Annotated in this window: 24 protein-coding genes; 20 read left to right on the plus strand and 4 right to left on the minus strand. The window is 42.0% G+C overall.

The annotated features are described in order from the left end of the window. Positions 1-27 precede the first annotated feature (27 nt). Together N1I80_RS22215 and N1I80_RS22220 are read left to right on the plus strand one after the other, a co-directional pair. Complete coding sequence (locus N1I80_RS22215; protein WP_340740157.1) at positions 28-630, plus strand: class D sortase; 603 nt, start codon at positions 28-30, stop codon at positions 628-630. Positions 631-773: 143 nt separating this feature from the next. Further along, positions 774-1,703: an Rpn family recombination-promoting nuclease/putative transposase gene (locus N1I80_RS22220; protein ID WP_340740158.1), complete on the plus strand. Its 930-nt coding sequence runs from the start codon at positions 774-776 to the stop codon at positions 1,701-1,703. 104 nt (positions 1,704-1,807) lie between these two features. Here N1I80_RS22220 and N1I80_RS22225 read toward each other — a convergent pair whose 3' ends face one another. Further along, complete coding sequence (locus N1I80_RS22225) at positions 1,808-2,500, minus strand: hypothetical protein (protein ID WP_340740159.1); 693 nt, start codon at positions 2,498-2,500, stop codon at positions 1,808-1,810. After that, the gene (locus tag N1I80_RS22230) at positions 2,476-3,402 is read right to left on the minus strand and encodes a hypothetical protein (RefSeq protein WP_340740160.1); all 927 of its coding nucleotides are present in this window, start codon (positions 3,400-3,402) and stop codon (positions 2,476-2,478) included. The genes N1I80_RS22225 and N1I80_RS22230 overlap by 25 nt, the downstream gene beginning before the upstream one ends. A gap of 488 nt (positions 3,403-3,890) precedes the next feature. Between N1I80_RS22230 and N1I80_RS22235 the strand changes: the two genes are divergently transcribed. Further along, a complete protein-coding gene (locus tag N1I80_RS22235) occupies positions 3,891-4,169 on the plus strand; it encodes a late competence development ComFB family protein (RefSeq protein ID WP_340740161.1) in 279 nt (92 codons plus the stop codon). 45 nt (positions 4,170-4,214) lie between these two features. Here N1I80_RS22235 and N1I80_RS22240 read toward each other — a convergent pair whose 3' ends face one another. Further along, complete coding sequence (locus tag N1I80_RS22240) at positions 4,215-4,991, minus strand: enoyl-CoA hydratase-related protein (protein WP_340740162.1); 777 nt, start codon at positions 4,989-4,991, stop codon at positions 4,215-4,217. A gap of 142 nt (positions 4,992-5,133) precedes the next feature. On the opposite strand from N1I80_RS22240, the gene N1I80_RS22245 reads away from it, so the two are divergent. From N1I80_RS22245 to N1I80_RS22305, 13 genes are all read left to right on the plus strand, one after another. Continuing rightward, positions 5,134-6,369, plus strand: coding sequence for an EAL and HDOD domain-containing protein (locus N1I80_RS22245; RefSeq protein ID WP_340740163.1), 1,236 nt, complete (start codon positions 5,134-5,136; stop codon positions 6,367-6,369). Positions 6,370-6,884: 515 nt separating this feature from the next. Next, complete coding sequence (locus N1I80_RS22250; RefSeq protein WP_340740164.1) at positions 6,885-7,730, plus strand: DegV family protein; 846 nt, start codon at positions 6,885-6,887, stop codon at positions 7,728-7,730. Between the two features lie 108 nt (positions 7,731-7,838). Further along, positions 7,839-9,218 (plus strand): DEAD/DEAH box helicase, encoded by a 1,380-nt coding sequence (locus N1I80_RS22255; RefSeq protein WP_445683719.1) that lies wholly within the window; start codon positions 7,839-7,841, stop codon positions 9,216-9,218. Further along, entirely contained in the window at positions 9,215-9,823 is a 609-nt protein-coding gene (locus N1I80_RS22260) for a ComF family protein (protein WP_340740166.1), read from the plus strand. Before N1I80_RS22255 ends, N1I80_RS22260 begins: the two co-directional genes overlap by 4 nt. A 22-nt stretch (positions 9,824-9,845) precedes the next feature. Beyond that, a complete protein-coding gene (locus N1I80_RS22265; protein WP_340740167.1) occupies positions 9,846-10,262 on the plus strand; it encodes a TIGR03826 family flagellar region protein in 417 nt (138 codons plus the stop codon). Between the two features lie 143 nt (positions 10,263-10,405). Then, complete coding sequence (flgM, locus tag N1I80_RS22270) at positions 10,406-10,669, plus strand: flagellar biosynthesis anti-sigma factor FlgM (protein WP_340740168.1); 264 nt, start codon at positions 10,406-10,408, stop codon at positions 10,667-10,669. 25 nt (positions 10,670-10,694) lie between these two features. After that, entirely contained in the window at positions 10,695-11,192 is a 498-nt protein-coding gene (locus tag N1I80_RS22275) for a flagellar protein FlgN (RefSeq protein WP_340740169.1), read from the plus strand. Positions 11,193-11,207: 15 nt separating this feature from the next. Beyond that, positions 11,208-12,758 carry a flagellar hook-associated protein FlgK gene (gene flgK, locus N1I80_RS22280; RefSeq protein WP_340740170.1) on the plus strand — a complete coding sequence of 517 codons (1,551 nt, stop codon included), beginning with the start codon at positions 11,208-11,210 and terminating at the stop codon, positions 12,756-12,758. Between the two features lie 16 nt (positions 12,759-12,774). Beyond that, positions 12,775-13,662 (plus strand): flagellar hook-associated protein FlgL, encoded by an 888-nt coding sequence (flgL, locus tag N1I80_RS22285; protein ID WP_340740171.1) that lies wholly within the window; start codon positions 12,775-12,777, stop codon positions 13,660-13,662. A 66-nt stretch (positions 13,663-13,728) separates the two neighbouring features. Then, a complete protein-coding gene (locus N1I80_RS22290; protein ID WP_340740172.1) occupies positions 13,729-14,283 on the plus strand; it encodes a DUF6470 family protein in 555 nt (184 codons plus the stop codon). 177 nt (positions 14,284-14,460) lie between these two features. After that, positions 14,461-14,907 (plus strand): flagellar assembly protein FliW, encoded by a 447-nt coding sequence (fliW, locus tag N1I80_RS22295; RefSeq protein ID WP_340740173.1) that lies wholly within the window; start codon positions 14,461-14,463, stop codon positions 14,905-14,907. Between the two features lies 1 nt (position 14,908). Next, on the plus strand, positions 14,909-15,130 hold the full coding sequence (gene csrA, locus N1I80_RS22300) for a carbon storage regulator CsrA (RefSeq protein WP_340740174.1): 222 nt from the start codon (positions 14,909-14,911) through the stop codon (positions 15,128-15,130). A gap of 156 nt (positions 15,131-15,286) precedes the next feature. Continuing rightward, entirely contained in the window at positions 15,287-16,117 is an 831-nt protein-coding gene (locus tag N1I80_RS22305) for a flagellin N-terminal helical domain-containing protein (protein WP_340740175.1), read from the plus strand. Positions 16,118-16,532: 415 nt separating this feature from the next. Here N1I80_RS22305 and N1I80_RS22310 read toward each other — a convergent pair whose 3' ends face one another. Continuing rightward, a complete protein-coding gene (locus N1I80_RS22310; RefSeq protein WP_340740324.1) occupies positions 16,533-17,198 on the minus strand; it encodes a DNA endonuclease in 666 nt (221 codons plus the stop codon). A gap of 426 nt (positions 17,199-17,624) precedes the next feature. Between N1I80_RS22310 and N1I80_RS22315 the strand changes: the two genes are divergently transcribed. The 4 genes from N1I80_RS22315 to N1I80_RS22330 are packed head-to-tail and all read left to right on the plus strand — an operon-like array spanning position 17,625 to position 21,161. After that, a complete protein-coding gene (locus tag N1I80_RS22315) occupies positions 17,625-18,227 on the plus strand; it encodes a hypothetical protein (protein ID WP_340740176.1) in 603 nt (200 codons plus the stop codon). A gap of 47 nt (positions 18,228-18,274) precedes the next feature. Next, positions 18,275-19,243: a UDP-N-acetylglucosamine 4,6-dehydratase (inverting) gene (gene pseB / locus N1I80_RS22320; protein WP_340740177.1), complete on the plus strand. Its 969-nt coding sequence runs from the start codon at positions 18,275-18,277 to the stop codon at positions 19,241-19,243. Then, positions 19,240-20,226, plus strand: a complete 987-nt coding sequence (gene galE, locus N1I80_RS22325; RefSeq protein ID WP_340740178.1) for a UDP-glucose 4-epimerase GalE — start codon at positions 19,240-19,242, stop codon at positions 20,224-20,226. Before pseB ends, galE begins: the two co-directional genes overlap by 4 nt. Then, positions 20,223-21,161: a UDP-glucuronic acid decarboxylase family protein gene (locus N1I80_RS22330; RefSeq protein WP_340740179.1), complete on the plus strand. Its 939-nt coding sequence runs from the start codon at positions 20,223-20,225 to the stop codon at positions 21,159-21,161. The genes galE and N1I80_RS22330 overlap by 4 nt, the downstream gene beginning before the upstream one ends. Positions 21,162-21,167 lie beyond the last annotated feature (6 nt).

Consider the following 21,167-nt stretch of genomic DNA (forward strand, 5'->3'; position numbering starts at 1 on the left):
AGTTAATAGAAAAGAGGATGAGAACCTTTGAAAAACAAAAAATCGTTTATCGGTATTTTGCTTTTGATAACGGGGCTTGTCCTCGTTTCTTTTCCACTATATGTGGAATGGAATCAGAACAAAGAGGTCAAGGCGATGGAACAGGCTTTGTCACTCATTGCTGAGTCAGACGGCACAGAACCCGTTGCACTTGAGCAAATTGCCAATTTATCATTAACAGAAAAACAGCTGCAAAATGTCATGGAGCTTGAAATTCCTTATATTAATATAAAGCAGCATATCCTTAGCGAAACAACTGACGAAAATCTCAACATCGCACTTACCCAGATCAAGCCCAATCAGCAACCGGGTATTGGCAATTTTACCGTTGCGGGTCATAGAGGCTATCGCGATGGACGTCATTTTAGTAATCTAGCTGAAGTACCCATTGGTGAAAAAGTTTATCTGCATGCAGGCGACCAAACGTACATCTACGAAATTAGCAGCTCAGAAGTCATCGAGCCGACATTTGTTGAAGTGCTAAATGACACGGCTGGGAAAGACGAAATCACACTTATTACTTGCACGGTGTCCGGTGCCAAGCGGGTTGCGGTGAAGGGCGAATTGGTAGAGGTCGTGGAGCGGGAGTAAGTTATATAAATAATAGGTAGTGGATGCCCTCGATTTGAGGGCTATTTTTTTGTTTTAATTTGAAAGAATGTTCAATTATCATACTTGATTTTTTACGAACATACGTTTTATGATAAAAAGAAAAAGAATGGAAGGTGTTTTGTATGGTGGCGGTTGTTCGTGAGCAAAATGAGACGTATGAGCAGGATTTGTTGGATATGCGTAATGACGTTGTTTTCAAAAGTTTTTTCGGTGATCAGCGGAATAATAAGCTCTTGCTTAGTTTTTTAAATGCCGTTTTGCATGATACGATTTCTTCTGTTACGTTGACGGATCCTCACCTCGAAATAAAGCATTCTGATGACAAACTAGCTGTGATGGATATTCGAGTCGTCACACACACAGGTGAACAAATTAATGTAGAAATTCAGTTGAAAGATCATGCCGCATTTGCAGAGCGCATGCTCATGTACTGGGCAAAAATGTATACAAATCAAGACAAGGTAGGACAAGAGTATACTGCACTGAATAAGGCGATTCAAATTATCATAACGGATTTCAATTGGTTGCCGAAAATACAGTTTCATAGTATGTTTCAATTAATGGATCCAGAGGATGGAACGCTGTTTACTGACCACGTCGAAATACATGTTTTGGAGCTGCTGAAACTAGGAAAACCCGAATTACAAAAGGCAGACGAACTTGAAAAGTGGCTGTTATTTTTAAAAGGAAACCGACAAATGAAGGAGGCGTTAGCAATGGAAAACCCGATAATGAAAGAAGCATTTGAAGAAATTCAACGACTGAGCGACGACCCCGTGACACGCCGAATTGCCGAGTTTAGAGATGCACAATTGAGAGGGCAGCAACAAAGGGAAATTGATAGGGAAAAGGCTGGAGTGGCTAGGGGTAAAAAAGAAGGAATAGTGGGAGGGAGAAAAGAAGGAATAGTGGAAGGATTAGAACTAGGTACGGCCAAAAGAAATCAGGAAATTGTGCTAAACATGCACTCCCAACAAATAGCAGCTGAAACGATTGCACAACTGACAGGGATCGATTTGGATACTGTGCTGATGGTAATTGGGGAGAACTAGTGTCTTGAGTATGTAAACGATCGATTTTTCATTCCTTACGGAAAAGCAAAATCTCTTCAATATAAAAACAGGAAGTTAAATGACTTCCTGTTTTTAGCCTTTATTCAACCCAGATACGCATTAAACAAATCTCTATTATTCGCCAATGCCTTGCATAACTTATTAATATTAAGCCCCGATGCATCAATGCGCATAAGGCCAATCATTTTATTTGTAAGGAGTGGGTCATGAATATTTTCAGATAGCTCATCCCAAACTTTTTTGTGTATATAAAATTGCTTGTTGAAGTATATCAGTACCTTCATCTTATCCTTCGCTGATTTATCTTGAAACTCTTCAAAGGATTCCTTATCATTTTCTAAAATTTGCTCGACAAATACTCTTACCTTAGTGAGCGAATCTTCCAGTGCAGGGTGGATTGTTTGACCAACTTTCCAAACAATCAACTCATCTATATCCGTTATTGTATATTGTTCCATTTCGACCCGTTCGGCCTCTCTCTCGTCTTCCAGTTCCTTGAGGAGTTTTTCGAATAAAGCATTTGCATCGGCATCGACCTCCTGCTTGTTTGTTTTCTTATCCAACAAGGAATCTATATCGCAAAGCCCTCCTAAATGTTCGCGTAAAATAGCGACGACTTCTTCGTAGGATAGATTCGATTTTACTGACTCTCGAAAGCCCGTCATTTGGAGCATCATCTTACTAAACATTGAGTTAACGGTTTCTGGATGGGGAGAATCGGGACTGTTAATACGTGAAGACAATAAGTCATTCATATTATCAGTATTTTTTCCCATTCCAATGACAATACAGCCTTCGCAAATTTTCCAGCGTCATAGTTACAGCCATTCGGAATCAGTACACAAATATTACAAGCATCAGCAATATGAAATCCTAGGCTAACGTAGTTAGACAGTTGAGTAGAAAATCCAATTGTTCCGACTTTGTACTGCTGGAAATGTGCTAGATAATACGCCATAATCGCTTCTGGCGAAAATTCCCTTCGGATTAATGTCCCTAGTTCAAAACTGTGGTCTTGCATCTGCAAACTCATAAATGCTTCTAATGTAGCAACATCATCTTTCACTCCCGTTTTCACTCTTTGCAATAGCTTTTCATTATCGGCTCGTTCTGTTAATGATATTGGATGCTGCAGAATTGAATTGGCCCAGTCAATTGCGTGTTTCATTTGACCAATGGAAATATCTCCACTGACAATCGCATGCTTAGGGAACCGGCTTTCTATCAAACAAGCGATTGCTAGCAGAGGAATATGAAAAGGCTCACCTTGCGTTTTCGAATCAAAGACTGAAACCTTGTTGACAGTGAAGGAGTTTAGATGCTCATTTATACCAGGATAGGTATAAATCTTCGAAAACAAAATATCATCACAATTCCCATTTTGTCTAGCCCTTTTACGATAATATTCAAGATTTCTTACCAAGCTAAAAGACTCCGCTGTCCTCAATGATTCTTCATCGCCGAATGCATGCCATCCTAATTGATTATCCGCGAATCTTATTTCTCTTTCTTTTGTCTGGATAGTATATTTCCAATTGCAATCATAAGTAGCATCGTCAAACACGCTATCCAAAAATGGATATGCATGTATGAGTTCAAGCGTTTCTTCATACACTTTCTCCCACTCGGTATCTTCAATATGATTCGGCATAATGTCTAAAAAGATCATAACTCCCATAACATTTTCTCCCCTCAGTTTGAGTATAGTCACTACTTATCCTCATCAATTATTCGGAACGCACGTTTCTTTATGTGACTGATATAAAACGTACGTTCTGTACAAGTCAAGCAAAAAGGATAAATATTCAAAACTGGAATTAGGAATCCAGTGAATCTACCGGGGAAAACTTGATTTTACTGTCGTTTGAGTCGCCGCCTTACACTACAAACAACGAGAATAGAACTTCAAATTAACGAATAATCGAACTGAATGGGACCGTTGGATAGTACCGAATATCCAAAGCTCGTGGTGTGCCAAACTGTCCAACTATCTTATTATAAGACCAATCACTAGATAGAATGATACAGATTTTATTTTATCGATAAAAAATGGAATATTAAAACAGGGAAAAGGTGCTAGATAATCCTCTGAAAAAAAGTCGATATCATAGTATAATTGATAGTATGGAAAATTATTCATACTAATCGACTTTTGGAGGCAGAGCAATGTCTATACATAATATTATGGAGGAAATTGTGTTAGAGGTGCTTGTTAAATACAAGGGAAGTTTGCAGTTGACTTGCGAATGTGAACGTTGCTTGGATGATATTAGGGCGATAGCGCTTAATAAGTTACCACCTCGCTATATTGTGCAGATGGAGCATCGTCCTTATGTGCGAGCGCCTTATACTGCTGACAGACAAGGGGTTACTAATATCATGTCAATTGTTACGCAGGCGGCGGGAATTGTGTCGAAGAGTCCACGCTGTGGAGAGGATGCCTAGTGTTGGGAAAGGAGAGAAAGGTATTCGAACCTTTCTCTCCACTACTTATTTACCTTTAAATACAGGCTTTCGTTTCTCGGCAAATGCCGTCAATGCTTCCGTTCGATCTTCTGTTGGAATCGTCATTTCATACGCTTTGCGCTCGATGGCAAGACCTGTCTGTAAATCTACGTTCATGCCGTGTTTAATGGCAAATTTGGCTTGCTGCAAAGCAATTGGACCGTTTGCAAGGATTGAATCGGCAAAGTTTGTCGTTTCCTGTAGTAAATTATCCGCTGGTGTAGTTCTTGTGACAACACCGTAGGTAAATGCCTCGGCTGCTGATAATTTACGAGCTGTCAAAATCAGTTCAAGCGCCTTCGCCTCACCAATTAACCGTGGTAACCGCTGTGTTCCGCCAGCTCCTGGAATGATGGCTAATCCTGTTTCGGTTAATCCCATCAACGCTGTGTCAGCCGCAATCCGGAAATCGCATGCGAGTGCCAGTTCCATCCCACCGCCGAAAGCGAAGCCGTTCATCATCGCAATTGTCGGCTGTGGTAAGTTTTCGATGGCTGTAAAGACATCACCGATTTTGTAAATATTGCGCTTTACTTGCCAATCGGTTAATAATTTGCGTTCCTTCAGGTCAGCACCTACACTAAATGCACGATTACCAGAGCCTGTGAAAATCACGACACGAATATCTGGATTGATGCGAATGGATTCTGTAATTTGCCCAAGTTCAACCAGCATATCATAATTGAATGCATTCATTGCTCCTGGTCGATCAAGTGTTATAAAAGCAATATTACCTGTCTGCTTGTAGTGAATGGTCTCCATGGTATATTCCCCCTTGAATCAAACATTTACTTAACTAGAACATACCATTTTACGAGGCTGGATGCTATCTGGAATGTTTTTTTAGTAATAATAGTTGTAAAATGGTACTTTTTTGATATACTACTGGAAATGAGGTGGGTAGGTGAAAGGAATAGATATATTTGTAGGTAGGCAACCGATATTGAATCAGGACGGCGATATCTTTGCTTACGAATTATTGTATAGGAATAGCACCGATAATTTTTTTCCAGGGGTTGATTCCGACACAGCGACTATTGGGTTACTTGTCAATACATTTCTATCGATTGGTGTTGAAAAGGTTGCGGGTAAAAGTGTGGCATTCATCAATTTTTCGGGGGAGCTACTAGCTCAGGATATTTTTACAACCTTGAAACCTGACCGAGTGGTTATAGAGATTTTGGAAGATGTTGAGATTACGCCGTCACTTCTTACTAAAATGCGATTGTTAAAAGCGGAAGGATTCAAGCTAGCTTTAGATGATTTTATCTTGCAAAAACAATACATGGTACATATGGAATTATTCGATCTTGTTGATATTGTTAAGGTCGATTACATAAATACGACTGCTACCGAACGATTAGAGATAGAGGCATTTATAAAGAAATATCCTGATATTATGTTACTAGCGGAAAAGATTGAGACAGAGCAGCAATTTCAGCAAGCAGAAAAATCTGGATACAAACTATTTCAAGGCTATTTCTTTGCTAAACCTGAAATCATTTCGGGAATTGAAATTCCATCAAACGTCAGTCTTCATTTTCAAATTATCGAGCTATTTAATGCCGAATCCCCGAACATTGATGAAATCGCTAGCCTCATTATGCGTGATATGTCACTGTCATACAAATTGCTACGGTTTATCAATACGTTAGCATTCCAAGTGCCGAAACGCATCAGTTCCATCAAACAGGCCATTGTCATCATTGGATTGCAGGAAACTAAAAAATGGGTGATGCTCCTTGCGCTACATGAAATGGGAGATGGTCAAGGAAGAGGCCGTACTAAAGCCCTCGTCGATTACTCATTAACGCGTGCCAAAATGTGCGAGCTCCTTGCCAAGCACGAAGGCAAGAAAAATGCAGAAGAATACTTCCTTGCCGGCATGTTTTCTCTTATCAATGTCATCATGAAACGGGACTGGGACGATATATTGGAACTCATCCCATTATCCAATCTAGTCGCACGTACATTGAGGGGCGAGGAGACAGAAATTACATCGTCTCTCCAACTTACTGAAGCAATCGAACGTTTTAATTGGGAGCGACTCAAACAACTTACTGAGGAAATCGGCATTGACGACTCCAAGCTAAGTGCCTATTCCCTAGAAGCCCATCGCTGGGCACAAACGGTTGACTAACAACTAACCGCTCGCTTCGTTTACTTTACGGAGTGGGTGGTTTTTTTAGGGTGAGTATGCATAGGCGTGGGGCGAGGCGGTCCCAGTTCGCACGAGGTGTCCGAGTTCTGCGAATCCGTAGACGAGTTTCTGGTAACGGTGTCTCAGTTCCGTTAAGAGGTGTCCCAGTTTGCCGGTGGTGTCCGAGTTTCATGAATCCGTATCCGAGTTTCGAGCATCGGTGTCCCAGTTTCGTCAAAAGGTGTCCCAGTTCGCGCGGGGTGTCCGAGTTTCATGAATCTATATACGAGTTTCAGGCATCGATGTCCCAGTTCAATCAAAAGGTGCCCCAGTTCGCGCAGGGTGTCCGAGTTTCATGAATCCGTATACGAGTTTCAGGCAACGGTGTCTCAGTTCCATCAAAAGGTGTCCCAGCTCCCCGAATACCTCGACCACTTTCTATCCCCAATCGCTCACTTCGCAATTCCCATTTCTCCTCATTTTAGGTAGAATAGAATACAGGAGTTGATTAGAAAGTGAAAACAGCAATTGTTACTGATAGCACGGCTTATTTACCTGCGCATCTATTAGAAGAACTAGATATTCATATGATTCCGCTTACCGTAACACTAAACGGGAAGGCGTACGATGAAGAAATCAATCTGACGTCAACTGACTTTTATGATAAAGTACGTGGTGATGCTCCACTACCGAAGACATCACAGCCACCTGTTGGCAAATTCGTTGAACTTTATGAGTCGTTAAAAGAAACATATGACGCGGTCATTTCTATTCATTTATCAAGCGGTATCAGCGGTACATACGCAGGTGCGGGACAAGCTGGCGAAATGGTAGAAGGTATTGACGTACGCACATTCGATTCGGAAATATCATGTTACCCACAAGGATTTTACGTGCTACGCGCGGCACAACTTGCGCAACAAGGAGCAACGCCGGACGCAATTATGGCAGAACTCGCAGAAATGAAACAAACACTGCGCGCTTATTTCATGGTAGACGATCTCACGCACCTCCAGCGGGGCGGCAGATTATCCAGTGCACAAGCACTCATCGGTGGATTACTCCAAGTGAAGCCACTACTTCATTTCCAAGAAAAAGTAATTGTCCCTTTCGAAAAGGTTCGGACGCGCAAAAAGGCTATGAAGCGCATCGTAGATTTACTGGCGGAAGACGCAGCCAAAATGCCGCTAGAAGCAGTTATCATACATGGCAATCAACCCGAAGAAGCCGAAACTTGGCTCGCGCAATTAACCGAGCAATTACCAGACGTCCAATTTACCATTAGTCACTTCGGACCCGTCATTGGTACACATCTAGGCGAAGGTGCAATGGGACTTGGCTGGGTAAAACGACAAGCTTGAACTAGAACGCAGCTATTGCTACGTCCTGTGGCAATAGTTACATAACCTGAACGTGGGAAGGATGCACAGTTCACTCCTTCTCACATGCAGGCCCAGGAGGTGTTGCAGTTGATCGATACATTTGACCCGGCAGTCAGGGATTTCCTGACTGGCCGTATTTGGCTTCGACTGCACACGCCGTTTTCCACGGAAACAATTGACGCCCATATCCTGTCACAACATATCAAACCCCTTCCTGGCATCACATCCATCAAGACATTTGCAAACAGAGCACATCATTTCTGCAATCGTTGTGAAAACGACAACCAGTCGCGTTTCACAACATTCGATTGCGCAAAATGTAACGGTCCCTGCACCTATTGCCGACATTGCCTCAAAATGGGGCGTGTTTCAACCTGCACCGAACTCATCACCTGGAACGGGGAATTGCCAACATATCTAACAACCCACTCACTCGCCTGGCAAGGCATACTAACCCCACGCCAACAACAAGCATCCGACGAACTGACAAATAGCACGACTAAAGGCATTCCACACCTTATTCACGCTGTTTGCGGAGCAGGGAAAACCGAAATTTTATTCGCTCCTATTCACAAACTATTACTTGAAGGCAAACGTGTATGTATCGCGGCCCCTCGCGTCGACGTCATCCTTGAACTCGAACCGCGTCTGTGCACAGCATTCCCGCAAACTGCAATCGCAGCATTATACGGAGGCACGGAATCGACGACGGCAGCTCCTCAACTTATTCTGGCAACAACACATCAGCTCTATCGATTTCGTCACGCATTCGATGCCATCTTCGTCGATGAAGCCGACGCATTTCCTTATACAGCAGACGAAACGCTACGAAGAGCCGTCCAAAAAGCAGTGAAGCCCAATGCACCCGTCCATTTTGTCACCGCTACTCCGTCGGATAAACTACTGGCAGACATGAAAAAAGTAGGGCGAATCTCAACCATTAATCGTCGTTACCATGGCTATCCATTACCTGTCCCGCGGTATAGCGCTCTATGGAATTACGCCAAGCATATTCAAAAAGGCAGGCTACCAAAAAAACTTGTTGATTGGACAGCGCAATGCCTGAAACAACAGCAGCCATTCCTCATCTTCTTCCATAACATTGCACTCATGGAGGAGGCGGAGCCTTTATTCAAACAGCTCGACACACGTATTCACGCGGTCCATGCATCACATCCCAATCGAAAAGAGCATGTTCAGGCACTACGCAATAAAGCCATTCCTGGTCTACTCACCACAACTATTCTAGAGCGTGGTATCACTATCTCCAACGTCCAAGTCGCCGTCGTCGGGGCAGAGCAGCTCATTTTCAACAAAGGCGCACTGATTCAAATCGGCGGTCGTGTCGGACGCTCAGCACAATGCCCAACAGGTGACTTCGTGCTATTTCACCACGGCATCACCTACGCCATGGATGCGGCAAAAAACGATATTATTCAGCTCAATAAAGGAGGCGTCCGCATATGAACGAATGCCTCCTCTGTGAACAATCCATCGCCGCTATACCATCATGGCAGGCTCTACTCGGACTCGAAAAGCAGACTAACATTTGCCGAGATTGTTCAAAAAAGTTCCAGCGTGCCGATAATAAAGAAGAGTGTGAAATACTTGACCAAGTTACATCGCTGTATACTTATAACGAAGCGATGCGCGATTATTTGCACCAATTCAAATTTCTACAGGATGTTCGATTAGCAGAGGTCTTTGCCGATGAATTGCGTAACTCTTTAATAGGAGACGCTATGATTGTTCCGATTCCTATGCATCCGGAAAAAAAGATTCAACGGACCTTTGCCCATGTAGACGAACTGTTGAAAAGTGCCCGCATTCCCTACACGCATCTACTCGAAAAAATAGACACAGAGGCAATGGGCGAAAAATCTAAAGCACAACGTCTTGCGATGAAACCTTTATTCACGGTGAAAATGGGAACTACCATTCAACCGGGGACGTACATATTAGTAGATGATATTTACACAACTGGCACAACGCTGCGTCATGCGGCAACTGTTTTAAAAGAAGCAGGTGCAACGCGAGTTAAAGCGATTACACTTATACGAGCAGAAAGATAACTTAACGAGGAGATTGATGGAAATGGCTGAACTACGAGATTGTCCAACATGTGGTGAATTTTTTAACTATACAGGCGTACGGGATGTGTGTGGGAAGTGCGCGATGAACGAAGAAAAAATGTACGAAGAAGTCTTTCGTTTTCTAAGAAGACGTGAAAATCGTGCAGCGACGATTGAACGAATTGTTGAGGTAACGGGTGTAACGGAATCATTGTTACACAAATGGGTGCGTAAAGGACGACTGCAACCCGCTCTGTTCCCAAACCTTGGCTACCCTTGTGATAATTGCGGGAAACTAACGAACAAAGGGAAACTATGTGAAAGCTGTGCATCAAACATTCAAAATGACTTGGCAACATTTGAAGCTGTAACAGAATTTAGGGAATCCATTGTAGAAAAAGACAGAGCAACATACCTTGCAGATCGCAAACGGAGATGATAGCAAACCGGTAGTTTACGGACGAACCGCTTTTTTAATACGAAAGACCCTAAACGTTTGCGAACTTATGCCGAAATAAAGAATAAGCTAATACAAAAAGCATAAGCTAAACAATATAGTGTAAACGAAAGGAGCGAGATCAGATGAAAATCCAGAAATTTAATATCCCTGCCATTAATCCATACAAAACAAATCAGTTAAAGGCAGAACAGTTAGAACAAAAATCAAAAATGCAAACAGACAAACTTGAAATTTCATCCGAAGCGAAGCAACTATCGGAAATTTCACCATTCACTGTCCAAAGAAACGAGCGCGTCGAGCAACTAAAAACAGAAATCGAAGCAGGCACATACAAAGTAGATGCAGAACAGCTCGCTTCCAACTTGGCGAAGTACTACAAAGCGTAAAAAAAAATGAAAGCAGGCAAAAAACATGTCCATTACTAAAATCTTGACGTCACTCGACAATCTGGAAAAACTGCATAGAAGCCTATTACGGATTGCCTACGACAAGACAGCGGTCATTAAGAACGGGGACATGGAAGGACTCGACCAATTGCTGAAAGACGAGCAATCCCATCTAGCTGCCATCATCCAAACGGACGGTTTACGGCAACGCGATGTGGCAACCTATTTGGCTGATCAAGGACGATCAGTACCACAAGCTCCGACAGTCACCGATTTGCTCGAAGCCGTATCAGAAGCGGATAAGAAAAGCCTTGAGGAGGCGAGGGACCGTCTCCTGCATGCGATTCATGACTTGAAATGGCAAAACGATTTGAACCAGAAGCTGACCTACCAGTCTCTTCAGTTCGTGAATCTATCGCTGGACATGGTCCGACCGCGCCCGGAATCCACCAACTACTCAAAAACAGAAATCAGCGGACAAAAAGTATCGAAAGAACAAGTCTCTTTCGACTCACAAGCCTAAGGAGGAACACCCACCATGCGCTCATCATTTATGGGATTAGAAACAAGTAAACGCGGCCTATTCACCCAACAATCCGCACTCTATACAACAGGTCACAACATCAGTAACGCCAACACACTCGGCTACTCACGCCAACGGGTCAACATGGAAGCAACAGCAGGCCATCCAGGCGTCGGCCTCAACGCAGGTACAATGCCTGGCTTCCTTGGGACAGGTGTCCAGGCGGGGTCTATTCAGCGGATTCGGGATGGCTTCGTGGATCATCAGTATAGGCAGGAATCTACAAAGCTCGGTTATTGGGATACGACGTCTAAAGCCATTTCTCAGATGGAAGATGTTTTAACAGAGCCTTCGCATTATGGATTGCAAAAATCACTCAGTGAGTTTTGGTCGTCGTTACAGGATTTGGCAGCCAATCCGGAAAATAATGGAGCACGCGCTGTTGTTGCGCGCAGGGGGGAAGCTGTAGCAGACTCCTTTAACTATATGCACAGATCATTGAAAGAAATTCAAACAAACTTAGGAAAAGAAATTGGCATCACAACAAAAGATATCAACTCTATTCTTAAACAAATTGCAGGGTTAAACGATCAAATTGCAAAAGTAGAGCCGAATGGCTATATGCCAAATGATTTATATGATGCGCGAGATTTACTATTAGATGAGCTATCGGCGATTGTTCCTATTGAAACAGAATATGTACCTTCGGGTGGGCGTGCACTGGCAATCGCCGAAGGGACGGTTACGGTAAAGCTAAAGCTTGAAGGTGAAACTGTAACAATCGTTAACGGGCGGGATTTTGCTGAGCTCCAGACAGACCCGCAAGAGCTGGTTGAAGTGGATGTAAATGGAACAATCATCAACCATCCAGTCGAAGGTATTAAAGTTTCCGCCTTAAGTACTAATCCAGATGGAACTGCAGCAGGAGCTGCTACACATAACTTCGATAAGTTTTCAGATATAGGTAAATTAAAATCCTTGGTGAACTCCTACGGAACCACAGACGGCAAAGGATTATATCCTGAAATGCTTACCAAACTAGATACGATGGCAAATAATTTTATGGCGGAGTTTAACAGAATTCATCAGCTTGGTTTTACATTGGCTACTGATGGGGATCCATCAGTTGGTGGTGGTTTATTTTTTGAAGATGCAACTGCGGGGGCTGGAGGCATAAAAGTACTTCAGGCTATTATTGATGATCCGAGTCTCATAGCAGCTTCTATTGCTACTGGCGAAGAAGGTCAAGGGGCAAATGCATTGGCTCTTTCGAATATGCAATTCACAGCCTTAATCAGTGGTGCGACACTCCAAACTTATTTTCAAGGTGTTATCGGTGAACTAGGAGTAGATGGCGAACAGGCCCAAAAATTTGCTTATAACACGGCTACGCTATTAGGTGCGGTAGAACATCGCCGGGCATCCATTATCTCCGTGTCACTTGATGAAGAAATGACAGATATGATCAGATTCCAACAGGCCTATAATGCATCTGCTCGTATGATTACTGTGGTGGATGAGACACTTGATAAAATTATCAACGGCATGGGAATTGTCGGCAGGTAAGAAGGAGGAGCTTTAAATGCGCGTAACACAATCAATGCTATCGAATAATATGCTGCGGAATCTTTCCGACAGCTACAATAAAATGGGCAAGCTACAAGAGCAAATTACAACTGGTAAAAAGGTAAACCGTCCTTCAGATGATCCTGTCGTCGTGATGAAAGGTATGGCCTATCGTATGGAAGTAGATAAAGTCGTTCAGTATCAGCGAAATCTAGGAGAAGTCAACAATTGGCTTGACAACTCAGATGACGCAATGGATAAAGTCGGGTCGGCATTACACCGTGCATATGAGCTAGTAACGAATGGGGCAACTGATACAATGACGCCCGACGATCGTGAAAAACTTCAAGCTGAATTAGCACAGCTGCGATTACAAATTCAAGACGTAGCAAATACGAAAGTTGGAGATAAGTATTTGTTTAGTGGAACAAATACGTCTAAGCCTCTTTTTGTTGGAGGTGTACTAGAGACGGATCCGGGTGGTTTTCAGAATGATGTTGAGATTGAGGTATTCAATGGCGTTCAATTAAAAGTCAATACAAACGGCTATGAGACATTCAAAGAAATCGATGACTTATTTGTAGATTTAACAGCGAGCTTGGGAGACCCAAATACCGAAATTACTCGTGCTGAGTTGGATACTGCTATTTCTGATTTTCAAGGGCAACTTGACAAAGTTCTAACAATCCGTGCGGACATTGGCGCGCGTCAAAATCGTTCAGAAATGATGGATGAACGTCTATCAGCACTCGAAGGATCAGCGAAGAAACAAATGTCGGAAAACGAAGATATCGATTATGAAAAAACCATCACGGATATGCTTACAGAAGAAGCGATTCACCGGGCTGCACTATCAGTAGGGGCTCGCATCATTCAACCATCACTCGTAGATTTTCTACGGTAATGCTATATTAAAAATCACGAAAGCGTTTGGGGATCCTCCAAACGCTTTCTTTAGAAGGTGACATAATTGGACATTCAGCAACTTCAAATTCAAACTACCAACGGTATTCTTGATCTACAGATAATAAAACCAACCCAAGAGATTGAACAACCAAGGGCAACACTCACCCAAGAACAACCCGCAGCCATTTTGGAAATTTCAACAACAAGACCACGGCTCTCTGTCGATACAACCGAAGCGCGTGCTGAAATCGATTTAAAAAGCATCAGAAGAAGAAATGAGGAATATGCCCAGTTAGGTAGACAGGGGGCCATGCAAGGAATTGGAAGAAGAGCCCAAGAAGGACAACAGCTGTTACAGATTGAAAACGGTGGAAATATGATTGCTAACTTGGCGAAACAAAATGGAACACCACCACCCGCACCACTCGGTATCCGCTTTGTCGGTAATAAATCAGGTGTCCAAATGTCTATTCAACCCGGTACAACTGATATCCGGTTCACGCCACAAAAGCCAATTACTAACGTGCAAGTGAACAAGCCTGTGCATCACTATACCCCAGGCAAAGTAACTGGGCAAATGAATCCATATCCATCTATTCAGATTGATGTGAAATGGTGATTACAGAAGCGGCATTGTCATCTGAATTCGGTCTTAAAACTTGTCGCTCATCTACATGCGACGCATAAATAGCGGACATGAAAACTTGGGAAGAGACAGATTACTCGTCTCTTCTTTTTTAAATTCTAAAACAATGCTATTCTAGCAATAAGGACCATCAAAAAAGGAGCGATCCACATGAACATCCAAACAAAATTTCACGGTGATATCGAACTTCAACCTGACCAAATCTGGAACTTCCCAAAAGGAATCCCGGGCTTCGAAGATGAAAATCAATTTCTGCTTCTTCCGATTGAAGGCAACGATATATTTCAAGTCCTACAATCCACACTAACACCAACAACTGCCTTCATCGTAGCGAACCCATACACACTCGTCGATGACTATAGTTTTGACGTCGATGAACCAACCGTTAATCTACTAAATATCAAAAGCGAGCAAGACGTTTTCGTACTCAGCATCATCTCACTCAAAGAACCATTCGAATCTTCAACCATCAACTTACAAGCGCCACTCATTTTCCAAGCAACTACCAAAAAAGCTAGACAAATGATCTTGAACGACAATAAGTTCTCATTACGCCATCCAATCGGTACACTAACAGCCGGAAAAGGGGGCAACTAATATGCTCGTACTCTCTCGCAAAACAAACGAAACCATCCAAATAGGCGACAACATTGAAATTCGCGTACTCGAAGTAAAAGGAGACACGGTACGGATCGGCATCGAAGCACCCAAATCCGTTGACATCCTACGCGGAGAACTCGTTCTGTCCATTTCTGAAACAAATACGGAAGCCATAACGCTTGATACAGTACTATTTTCACAACTCACAAAGAAAAACTAAAAAAAAATTGAAAAAAGCTAAACACTTACGGTACTTGTCCGATAATAGTATTGTAAGCGGCAGTAAGGCGTTCGGCCGGCACTTTACTCCGCGAGCAACACTAAAATTACGGTTCACATGGAAGTGAACCCCACACACTCAAGGAGGAAATGAATCATGAGAATTAATCACAACATTGCAGCACTTAACACACACCGTCAACTAAATAACAACAACAATGCAGCTTCTAAAAGCTTGGAGAAATTATCTTCAGGTCTTCGCATCAACCGTGCAGGAGACGACGCAGCAGGTCTTTCAATTTCTGAAAAAATGCGTAACCAAATCCGCGGTATGGAGCAAGCTTCTACAAACGCACAAGATGCTATTTCACTAATCCAAACAGCTGAAGGTGCATTGAACGAAACGCATTCAATGCTACAACGTATGGCTGTACTATATACAAAAGCAGGTAACGAAACACTGACTGCGGAAGATAACAAAAAAATTGAAGCTGAAATTAAGCAACTAACTTCACAAATCGATGATATTGCAACACAAACTAAATTTAACAAAAAAGAGCTTTTATCATCAGGCGCTGCTACTGCTACTCCTACACTTACGTTCCAAGTTGGAGCTAATGCGGGAGAAACTATCAGCCTTACTCTTACGAGCGCTTCAACTACAGGTTTAGCAATCGACGATTTAGAGGAATTAACTAGTGGTAATGCAACTGCAGCGGCTAACCTAACTAAAGTTCAGGCTGCTATCGAAACAGTATCTGAAATTCGTTCGAACCTAGGGGCAGTTCAAAACCGTCTTGAGCATACAATCAACAACCTTGGAGCTTCTGAAGAGAACCTAACAGCTGCAGAATCACGCATCCGTGATGTTGATATGGCGAAGCAAATGATGGAGTTCACGAAGGACAACATCCTTACTCAAGCAGCACAAGCAATGTTGGCTCAATCGAATCAGATGCCACAAGGTGTACTACAACTCCTTAGGTAATCGGTTCAAGGGCGTCTTACTTGGTAACGAGTAAGAGCATCACTGGGTGAATTGCTGGAACATCCTGAAGCTCACTACACGACAACGCAGCTGGAAACGGCAAACGTGATTGTTTAAAAAGAAGTGAGATTGGACAATCAGCAGCCAAGCTCCTGTGAGGAAACTCTGGAGAAGGTTCAACGACTAGGATAGACCGTCTAAGGCGTCAAAGCTATGACGATGAAATCCGTAGGGCATGGAATTCGCCCGAAGCGCCCAGCCCCTACAAGGTAAGCTTTTAGGGTGAAGATATAGTCTATTCTATGATCGAAAGACATAGTGGCAAAGCAAGCCAACCAACAACCACAAGGCGTACTTCAACTTCTACGTTAATCTGGTTAATAAAACGCGGTCCGGATATCCTCCGACCGCGTTTTTACATTGTGATTTTTTCAATTAGTGTAATGGATCCATTCTTTATTTCCCTCCACTTATATACGACCGACCAGTAACTTCTATTCAGTAGCTCACCAACAGCCTTGTCCGAATAACCAAGTAGTTTTAGTTTAATTAGCAATTCCACTTCATCATCTGAATATGCTTTGCTTCGCTCGCTAGAACTAGTAATCACCCCATACCCCGGATATTTAGTTAACCATTTCATTAACTCTTGCGTAAATCGGTAATTCCAGTTTGTTTTGTAAAACATGGATGGACATTCTAGAATAACAGAACGTATCACTCGAAGAAATTGAAAGGTTTGCTCTACCGTAGTTGTTTTTAATACATAACCAAATCCGTCTTTCCGTTTACTTAAAGTCAAGTTTACTTTAAAGTGTTTGTCGATATGATTTCTTAAGAGCTCTAAATCTGATTTTGAGAAAGACTGCAAATAAAGATAAATATGCGGTGTCAAATAGATTTTTTTCAATCTGTGGTTAACCCGATAAGTGATAGAGAGAGAACCATCATCCATATACAAGGTGGCAAGAAACTGGGGTAGTGTACAACCTTCAAGGATTTGTTTGGGAATGCATTTAATCCGATTTGAATCGTAAAACAGTTGCTCTAGTTCAGTAGATATTGGTAGGATCTGGATAATACTTCACTTTTAGTTTTATTGAAATAGAGAAGACCATCTAATTGGGCGACCTTCCATTCACGATAGCTAAGCTGTGCTTCGCTAAAGTGTTCACGATAATTACTATTGATTCTTCTCGATGTTTTTGTGATTTTTACAAGTGTCCCGTCACCTAATATACTTGCAAAAAGCACGTTGTATTGGGAAGGAGAAAGTGTACTTTTATAGATAAGCAATTACATCACCTCTATACGAATATTTGTTCTTATTGTATCATTTTATATGTTGAAATGACTAGTAGGATAACTGATTTTATTTGTATCTCTGTTTTATTTGGTTGCTTATTAATATCTCACAAACTACCATTGGAATCTTTCATTTTTCAGCCGATATAAAGAGTATAAATATGATACGCTTAGTTCACTAGATTATTGGAGGAATGTAGCTGTGAAGTTAACTTTTCAGGAACAGCAAATTGAATTTGACAAGACACCGTCTTCGGACGAAGTCGTTGCTAAAATAAATGAACTACTGAAAGAAAATTATTACTTTAGTCATTTTATTGCGGATGGAACCGAAATTTATGAGGAGCATGAAGATTATTTAATTGTAAACATTGACCGAATCGAAAAGTTAGAGATAATCGCGAAGACGGAGAAGGAATTTTTAAATGATATACTTCTTTCGGCTGAAGCATATTTAAAGCGTGCTAAGCCCGAAATTGTATTGCTCCCAGAGGGGTTTTATTCGAACCCATCATCTGAAGTGAAAACGAAATTTGGCCAACTTATGGAAGGACTTCAATGGTTAGATGAAATGTTGGCAGTCATTGATAGAAGTAAAGAGCGTCCAGGAGATTGGGACAAATGCATGGAGCTGTCCGAATCAATGAAAACTGAAATTGTAAGTCTCTCTGAAGCGGTAGAGAATAGTGATAACGTGCTTATCGCGGATATTATTCAATACGAGTTTATTCCGATATTCGAATCATTGGAAAGTGAAATCGGTAACATTATAGATGTTGTGGGAACGCGCCATAATCTTAGTTGATCACTAAAATGGCGACTCTACTTTAGAAGAAATGCGGTGTAAGAAATATGTTAACAGACAAAACGATATTAGTAACCGGTGGGACTGGCTCATTCGGCAAGAAATTCATCGGGAAAATACTAGAAGGAAATGTGAAAAAAGTAATTGTCTTCAGTCGTGATGAATTAAAACAATATGAAATGGCACAGGAATTCAAAGATTCACGCTTGCGCTTTTTTATAGGGGATGTAAGGGATAAGGAGCGGCTTAGCCGAGCATTCGATGGTGTAGACATTGTTATTCATGCTGCTGCGATGAAACATGTTGAAGCATGTGAATACAATCCATTTGAAGCTGTAAAAACAAATATTTATGGGGCTCAAAATATTATCGAAGTGGCAATTGACCGGAATGTTGAAAAAGTTATTGCACTAAGTACTGATAAAGCAGCTGCGCCCGTCAATCTGTATGGTGCAACGAAACTAGCATCTGATAAACTTTTTGTCGCAGCTAACTCGTATGTGGGAGAGAAACATACTAAGTTTTCTGTCGTACGTTATGGAAATGTTGTCGGTAGTCGCGGCAGTGTAATCCCTTTCTTTAACAAAGTAAAAGAAACAGGCAGACTACCTGTAACGGATGAGCGAATGACTCGCTTTTGGATTACCCTCGATAAGGGGGTTGAATTTGTTCTGGATAATTTAGGAAGAATGCAAGGGGGCGAAATCTTTGTTCCTAAAATTCCGAGTATGAATATTATGGATTTGGCCCGTGCCATTGCGCCGGAATGTGAAATTGACATTGTCGGTATACGTCCAGGGGAAAAACTTCATGAAGTAATGATCACACAGGATGATGCAAGACATACGGTGGAGTTTGGAGATTATTATACAATTGTTCCGGAATTTTCTTGGTGGGGAAGTAAAGTACAAAAGGGTGAAAAAGTCTCAGAAGGCTTTGTCTATTCAAGTGAAACGAATACGGCATGGTTGACGGTGAGTGAGCTAGAGAAAATGATTGAGGAGCAATTGGTATGATTGCGGTCATTGGTGGCGCTGGCTACATTGGTTCCCATACAGTTAAAATGCTTGATGAAAGCGGCGTAGAAATTGTTGTTTTTGATAATCTAAGTACGGGGCATCGTGAATTTGTGCCAGATCATATTCCATTTGTGGAAGGTGATTTAGGGAACAACCTAGACCTTCAAAATCTATTCACACGATATCCGTCCATTCGAACAGTCATTCATTTTGCAGCGCTAGCTTATGTCGGAGAATCAGTTCAAGCACCAGCAAAGTATTACGAAAATAACGTGATCAATACGGTTCGCCTACTAGATGCAATGATTCAATATGAAGTGAAAGAATTCGTCTTTTCCTCGACATGTGCTGTATATGGGAATCCAGTACAACCGAAGTTAACAGAAGAACATCCTAAAAATCCAATCAATCCATATGGACGAACAAAATGGATGGTTGAACAAGTGCTCCATGATTACAGTCAAGCTTACGGTCTACGATATGTCGCGCTTCGTTATTTTAATGCAGCGGGCGCATCCCCACAAGCGGAGATTGGGGAGTGGCATGACCCTGAAACGCATCTTATACCACTTGTACTTGATGTAGTAGCAGGCGAGAGGGAAAGTATTACTGTATTCGGCGATGACTATGATACGAAAGACGGTACTTGTATTCGTGATTATATTCATGTCGTAGATTTAGCACAAGCACACCAAAAAGCGGTGGACTATATGCGTGCAGAGAAAAAAAATGACGTGTTCAATCTAGGCAATGGTAGTGGTTATTCTGTTTTCGATGTGATTCAGACAGTGGAACAAGTGACAGGACATTCAGTTTCAGTGAATGTAGTTGGACGGAGGGATGGCGATCCAGCTGTACTAATCGGCTCAGCGGAAAAAGCGCAGCGTGTACTTGGTTGGAATCCTATGTACGGAACACTCACTGATATCATCTCTACTGCATGGGTTTGGCATCAGAAAATGAATGGAGGAAAAAAATGAAAAGAATTATTGTAACTGGCGGTGCAGGATTTATAGGTTCACATTTAATTGATCGATTACTAAGTATGGGTCATTATGTTGTTTGTATCGATAATTTACAGACTGGCTCGCTTGAAAATATTCAGCAACATGAAAACAACGTGAATTTCGAATTTATCGAGCATGATATTATCCAACCATTACCGGAAATTGGCGATATTGATGAAATTTATAATCTGGCTTGTGCAGCAAGTCCCGTACATTACCAGACAGATCCGATACACACATTCAAAACGAATGTACTAGGTGCGTTGAATATGCTGGAGTTGGCAAAGAGAACAGGTGCTACCATTTTACAAGCTTCAACATCTGAAGTATACGGTGACCCACTTGTTCATCCGCAGCCTGAAAGTTATCTCGGGCATGTCAATCCGATAGGTATTAGAAGTTGTTATGATGAAGGAAAACGTGGTGCGGAAACGCTGTTTTTCGATTATGCAAGGCAATATAACACGAAGATAAAAGTGATTCGTATTTTTAATACATATGGGCCAAAAATGGATCCAAAAGATGGTCGTGTTGTGAGCAATTTTATTATGCAGGCGCTAGAAAAAACTGCATTAACAGTGTATGGCGATGGGATGCAAACGCGTTCCTTCTGTTACGTGGATGACCTGGTCGAGGGAATCCTGAAAATGATGGCATCACCTGAAAATGTGCGTGGACCCATCAATCTCGGAAATCCTTATGAATTCACGATGATTGAACTCGCGGAGAAAGTGCTAAGTCAGACTAAAAGTAAAGCTACACTCCAATTTCAGCCATTGCCATCTGATGATCCGAAACAACGTCAGCCAGTTATCGAGCAGGCAAAAGAATTACTAAATTGGTCACCCTCAACAATGTTAGATGAGGGACTACTAAAAACAATAGCCTATTTTGAAACAAAACGATAAAAGGAG

It is taken from the genome of Sporosarcina sp. FSL K6-3457, assembly GCF_038007285.1.
Classification (GTDB): Bacteria; Bacillota; Bacilli; order Bacillales_A; family Planococcaceae; genus Sporosarcina.